At 58.2% G+C, this 6085-nt stretch carries 5 protein-coding genes; all 5 read left to right on the forward strand.

Features of this window, described 5'->3' with window-relative positions; genetic code table 11:
- Positions 1-892 precede the first annotated feature (892 nt).
- The 5 genes from DW029_RS10920 (at position 893) to DW029_RS10945 (ending at position 5821) form a co-directional block, all read left to right on the forward strand.
- On the forward strand, positions 893-1855 hold the full coding sequence (locus DW029_RS10920; protein WP_117734611.1) for an Abi family protein: 963 nt from the start codon (positions 893-895) through the stop codon (positions 1853-1855).
- Positions 1856-2360: 505 nt separating this feature from the next.
- Positions 2361-2780 carry a YjdF family protein gene (locus tag DW029_RS10925; RefSeq protein ID WP_117734612.1) on the forward strand — a complete coding sequence of 140 codons (420 nt, stop codon included), beginning with the start codon at positions 2361-2363 and terminating at the stop codon, positions 2778-2780.
- 1097 nt (positions 2781-3877) lie between these two features.
- On the forward strand, positions 3878-4342 hold the full coding sequence (locus DW029_RS10930) for a LytTR family DNA-binding domain-containing protein (RefSeq protein ID WP_117734614.1): 465 nt from the start codon (positions 3878-3880) through the stop codon (positions 4340-4342).
- A gap of 1 nt (position 4343) precedes the next feature.
- Positions 4344-4823, forward strand: coding sequence for a DUF3021 family protein (locus DW029_RS10935; RefSeq protein ID WP_117734615.1), 480 nt, complete (start codon positions 4344-4346; stop codon positions 4821-4823).
- A gap of 578 nt (positions 4824-5401) precedes the next feature.
- Entirely contained in the window at positions 5402-5821 is a 420-nt protein-coding gene (locus DW029_RS10945) for a YjdF family protein (RefSeq protein WP_117763652.1), read from the forward strand.
- The last annotated feature ends 264 nt before the right edge of the window (positions 5822-6085 follow it).

Raw genomic sequence — 6085 nt, forward strand, 5'->3', positions numbered from 1 at the left:
CTCACCACCACGATGCAGGGGAGATTGTGCTTAAGCATGAGCTCGCGGTCGCCCTCGACGAGGTCGAAGAAGTCCTGGGAGATGGATACGATCTTCATCGGTTACGCCCCCTTCATACGAAGCGGGGCCCGCATCGCTGCAGGCCCCTACAGGTGGGCGATATTCTACGCCTTGCGGCACCCCGTCGCCCACGGAGGTTAAACGTACACGTAAGCCGTACTCTGAAAGCCGCGGCTTCCGGCAAGTAGTTTATACCACGAAAGGTCGCTTTCAATGCGCATAGCTCGCAAAACAACACTCGCTGGGCCGCCACCCCTGGCAGTTACCCACCAATCTTCATTGGAGTCAGCAGGTCAATTCATATAGTTATGGGGGTGCATCCTAAAGGAAATCCAATTTATACCCCCATAACTAAGGTATTTTCTATTCCCACTCGATGGCTTCGGTTCTGTCGTCCCGTCATTCCAGTTGCACCCAGTTTTCGGCATCGACACGGAACGCGTGCCGCCGAATGACGCGATGTCGCGTTTCGTCGGCTTCGTGGACAAAAGTTGGGACAACCTCAAAACTTTTTTTCAAACTCAGGGCATTGAGTTTTTGTTTTTGTCCCAAAGGAGCTTCCGGCCGTGATTCGGGTGCCCGATTGGGCGGAATCGCCCGTTTCTGAAACTCAACCGCAGCATCACGCGCAAGCCACTCGCAACAACTGCAAATGATTGGTCGCGGGCGGCTTCCAACGCGATTCCAAAGCCGCAGGTCAGGCGACTGCGCTGCTGACAGGGAAAGGGAGTCGTATCAGGCGGCTTGCCCATGAGTCGACGATGAGGCCTCCATCGAATGTCGAGAACATGCTGGTAAAATAGGCAATACTTTTTATGACAGGAGACCGAGCATGGCCGAACCCCACGATAGGAAGCCGATCCTCACGATCGAGCAGCAGATAGAGCACCTCAAGCAGAAGGGCGTAGCCTTCGAGCTGTGTTCCGAGGAAGAGGCCGCGGACTACCTGCGTGACAAGTGCAACTTCTTCAAGCTCGCATCCTACCGCAAACTCTTCTCGAAATACGAGGGAGGCCCGCGCGACGGCCGCTACGTAGACCTCGACTTCGGCCAGCTGCGCCTGCTCGCGGCGCTCGACCAGGAGCTGCGCCACGCCCTGCTCGGCATGACGCTCGACATCGAGCATTTCCAGAAGGTGACACTGCTTCGCGAGATGGAGGACCGCGGAGAGGACGGCTACGCCATCGTGGCCGACTATATGGCATCGCTTACCACTGCAAACAGGGAGTACCGCCTGCGCGAGCTCAAGATGAGCGGCCGCAGCCCCTACAGCTCGAGCCTCTACGCGAAGTACTCCGGCGACATGCCCGCCTGGGCCTTCCTTGAGCTCACCTCGTTCGGCACCCTCATCGACTTCGTGCGCTTCTGCGCCAGGCGATGGGACGACAGGCGCCTCGAGGCCTCCCACTACGACCTCAAGCGCGTGAAGTCCGTCCGCAACTGCGCCGCGCACGGCTCGTGCCTGATCAACTGCTTCGCCGAGAGGGGCGCCGCCCGGGGCTCGGCGTCCAGCGGTGTCTCCCGAAGGGTCGCCGCCGTGGGAATTCCCAAGGCGACCAGGAGGAAGTGGATGGGGAATACGGCCATGCAGGAGGTCGCGACCGTGCTCGTGGCGCACTCCGGCTTGGTACCCGAGGGCTCCTCGCGCTCGCGCGCCGCATCCGAGCTCGCCGAGATGTTCGCCAGGGCCGACGGCGGAACCGAGGCGCTGCCCGACAAGGGGCCCGACGCCGCAGCTCGCTCCGCGCTCGAGTTCCTTCGCAGGTTGACAGAATCGCTCGGGTTGGTAGAATAGCCTGCAGATAGCAAAACCTTCACGGTTTTAGGGGCGGACTTGCGCAAGCGACTCTGCCCTATTTTTATATTCACTCGCTATAGGAGACGGGTGATACCTGGGTCAATGACAGAACTGAGAAGCCCGGAATAATGGAGCCGGTTAGAAACCCTCGGGTTTGCGGGGCGGGATCGTGAGAGCGATTCTGCCCTATTTTTTTCCTCCGTCTGCCCCAAACCAAGTAGTTCGAAGATAGCCTGTAGGTGTCCTCGTGGGCGCCTTTTATTTTCAGGGAATCGGCCGCTTCATGAACGAGTGACCGGCTTGACCTAGATCGAACCGCCTTCATCTCTGTCTAGGCGCCGGCGATCAACATCGTAAATCCGCGCGTGCTACAATGCGGACATCAGAGATGAAAACACAGTCCCCGTCGGGTAGTCGTGGGCGTGCGGATATCCGCATCAGTAACCTGCCTCCTTGGTTGTCCCTTCTCTGCATGGTCATCTACATAAAGGAGGAACCAACCATGCAGATCAGCGTGTCGTCCACCCTGACCGTATATCACGACGGCCAATTCTGGGTCGGGCTGGCGGAGCATGTCGAGAACGGCAGATACGGCGTCGCCCGCATCGTCTTCGGCGCGGAGCCATCCGATGAGGAGATCCTGCAGTTCGTTGTCGGCAAATGGGAGAAGCTCTCGTTCTTCGGCGACAATCCGACCGAGGCGAGCAAGCCCGCGAAGAACCCCAAGCGGCGCGCCCGCGAGGCGGCGAAGGCCCTTAAGCGGCCGGCAGTGAGCACCAAGGCACAACAGGCGCTCGCGGCACAACGGGAAGCGATGAAGCAGGCGTCGGCTCATACAAGAAGCCAACGCCGCGCGGATGAGGCGGAGGCGCGCTTCGAGCAACGGAAGCTGAAGCGCAAACAGAAGCATCGCGGTCATTGATACCGCTATCGACCAGTATATATAGCAGCAGGCGTAGCTTCGATTGAAACTACGCCTGCCACCTGGTGCTATAACGTTATACAGAACGTATGTTCTATTCCAACTCTTTCAAGTCCATTTGCCGTGGCGACATTCCAATTGGGTCTAGTTTGGTTGTCGATTTGTCCACCTTGCCGCCGAATCCCTCCGCGTGTCCTCGCGTAGGCGTTTGGGACAAACCCTGGGACAAATTCGCAAACTATTTCGAAACCGCAAGCTCGCAGTTTCATTTTTGTCCCGGGGACAAAAACGACAAGGCTTTGAGGCCCGGAACCGCTCGAAAGGGGTGCCAAAACGGCTGTTTTCCCTTTTTGACGCCTGTTTAGCAAAGTGAATCGTAGCCAGCGGCTTTGCCGCCTTGCATTTCCGCAGGTCAGATGAGATGCACAAGAGCGATGACCGAAAGAATCGTCGCAGGTGGCTTATCCACCCAAGAGTTCAACGATTCCACTTTCAAATGCATGAGGAAATGCGAATGACCTCAATGCGCTCCCGAACTCGACGCTAACGTAAACGCCGACTCCGTCGAGCGAAGACTGGCCGATATGAGTCACAACACCGTCCCCAAGGCTGATATGCCTAAGATGGCTTCCAACTGGGGGCGGGGTTTGGCAATAGGAACCACACGAAGAAATGCAGTCCCCTTGGAGTCCTGCTCGGTGATTCCGCCAGCGTTCTTCTCAAGGCAATCCAGAAGAGCAATCGGATCGCCCATCACGTCAGGTGGCGGAGTTGGCATGGAGGGCAGGTTCTTGTTGGTTTCCGCCTATTGTACGCCCGTCGTCGTGCACGACCAATCGGACAGCATCCCGGATTCGATAGCTGCATGCGAGGGGTTTCGAGCTAAGTGCTCTTGAGCATAGCGTTTCACGTGCCGGTGTTCATGAGCGGCAAGGATTGCTGTTTCGGGCTCGATCCGAGGATGCGTGACTACGGTCTCTCTTGCTGTTCAGCTCGCCCAGCCTGCATCTTGGTTCCTCGACAGCGCAGCTTGGTTAAACGCCGAAGGTTCAGCTATCTTCGTCAGCTAGCATGAGAGCAGTCCGAAAGGAGGACGCATGAAGATCACAATCGAAGAGCGAGAAGCAGCTCAAGATATAGAAGTCACGATCGTCTGTGTAAGGGTCGATCGCCGCGTGCTTGATATAGCGGCTCGGCTGCGCATGCTTGACAGGAAGGTGACGGGCACGGCCGACGGCTGCACGCGCGTGCTGAGCGCAGAAGACGTCCTGTTCATCGAGTCGGTCGACAAGCACACGTTCATTTATACGGCCGACACGGTTCTCGAGACGGGCCTGCGCCTTTACGAGATGGAGGAGCTCCTGGCGGACTGCGACTTCCTGCGCATCGCGAAAGGTTGCATCGTCAACTTCCGCGCGATCACCGCCCTCAAGCCCGACGTCAACGGCAGGATCATCGCCACCCTGGAAAACGGTGAGCAGGTCGTTATCTCGCGCCAGTATGCGCCCGACGTCAAATCGAAGCTCGGTCTGAAGCAGTCGAAACGAAGGAAGGAAGACTGAAATGATTAACAGGGACATTATCGACACCGATAAAAAGACGCCCGTGGAAAACCTCGGACAACTCGTGAAAAGCACCTGTATCGGCTTCACTGTCGCCATGATAGCCTTCTTGGCATTAGGGACTTGTTTCGCTGATGACGCCGCCAAGCAGGGCATTAACTATTGCTGGTCGATTCTCGCCGCGTGCGTCACCGTCCCCGCGCTGCAGTTCGTGTTCTTCACGCCCGCGGTGATCAGACGGATGGCGTATCCCGCGCGCCTGGTGCTGTTCAGCGTTTGCCTCTACGCAGCCCTCTGTGCATTGGCGTTTGTCTTTGCTTGGGTTTCCGCGGACAACCCCGGGGCGTGGGTTACCTTCACGGTTGTCTATCTCGCCATCCTGGCGGTCCTCACTCTTGCTTTCAACGCCAAGCTGAGCCGCGAGACCCGCGAATTGAACGACAGGCTCGCGGAATACCGCAAGAGCAGGGAGACGGAATAAGGGTATAGCTGAGCATTATCGATGCTGGGCAAATCCTTACTCCCGATCCTCGGATTACCGCCCAGCGCGAGGGCCTGATGCCAAGGCCGGCGCAGGGCGATGCTCGGCCCCGTTCGCTACCCCAAGCGCTTCCTGCGCGGTCATGCCCTTGTAGCCCTCGTTTGCGCGCATAAGCGGGTTCATGTGCAGGGGAATGTCGATCCAGGTGCTGATTGCTCGGTCAGCCTGATCGGATTGGAGGAAGACGACCTCGTGTCCAGCATAGACGATGGCGAAACTTCCTACGTATTGCGGTCTACCCAAGCCATCATTCGGTCCTCCTCGGTTTCGAAACTCGAATTTTTTTAAGTTTCGAAACCGGGGAAGCAGTATGCACAGGGATACATCGAGGAGCAATTCCCAGTCGCGCCATGTCAGCAGCGATGCCGGGCGCATTCACGCGTGCTACAATGCGGGCACCAGAGATGAAAACACAGTCCCCGTCGGGTAGTCGTGGGCGTGCGGGAGTCCGCATCAGTAACCTGCCTCCTTGGTTGTCCCTTCTCTGCATGGTCATCTACATAAAGGAGGAACCAACCATGCAGATCAGCGTGTCATCCACCCTGACCGTATATCATGACGGCCAATTCTGGGTCGGGCTGGCGGAGCATGTCGAGGACGGCAGATACGGCGCCGCCCGCATCGTCTTCGGCGCGGAACCGTCCGATGAGGAAATCCTGCGATTCGTTACAAGCAAATGGGCGGAGCTCGCGTTCTTCGGTGACGAGGCCACGGAAACAAGCAAGCCCGCGAAGAATCCCAAGCGACGCGCTCGCGAGGCAGCGAAAGCCCTTAAGCGGCCCGCGGTGAGCACCAAGGCACAACAGGCGCTCGCAGCACAGCGGGAAGCGACGAAGCGGGAGTCGGCTCAAGCAAGAAGCCAGCGTCGCGCGGATGAGGCGGAGGCGCGCTTCGAGCAGCGAAAGCTGAAGCGCAAGCAGAAGCATCGTGGGCATTGATCGCCATGTGCAGCAAGGCAAACCATATACAGCAGTGGGGCCAGTTCCACTTGAAGCCGACGCCGCGTAGACGCTAATGGTGACGGCTATGCACGGGCACGGGCGAGCCACTGCACTTCACAGCTTGTTTCTCAAGTATTTGGGACGCGCGGCGTTCAAAAATGTGAAGCGGTTCCGCATGGCTCGGGATTGAGCCGAGGTGCCCTACTTCTCGCCCTCCAGCAGGCCCACGATGCGGTCGATGTCGACGGCGAAGCGGGGCCT

Source organism: Collinsella sp. AF38-3AC (genome assembly GCF_003474365.1).
In the GTDB taxonomy this organism is placed as follows: Bacteria; Actinomycetota; Coriobacteriia; order Coriobacteriales; family Coriobacteriaceae; genus Collinsella.

Coding starts and splice junctions, on each gene's coding strand:
- DW029_RS10945 (WP_117763652.1), top strand. CDS start 5,402: ATGCAGATCAGCGTGTCATCCACCCTGACCGTATATCATGACGGCCAA.
- DW029_RS10935 (WP_117734615.1), top strand. CDS start 4,344: ATGATTAACAGGGACATTATCGACACCGATAAAAAGACGCCCGTGGAA.
- DW029_RS10925 (WP_117734612.1), top strand. CDS start 2,361: ATGCAGATCAGCGTGTCGTCCACCCTGACCGTATATCACGACGGCCAA.
- DW029_RS10930 (WP_117734614.1), top strand. CDS start 3,878: ATGAAGATCACAATCGAAGAGCGAGAAGCAGCTCAAGATATAGAAGTC.
- DW029_RS10920 (WP_117734611.1), top strand. CDS start 893: ATGGCCGAACCCCACGATAGGAAGCCGATCCTCACGATCGAGCAGCAG.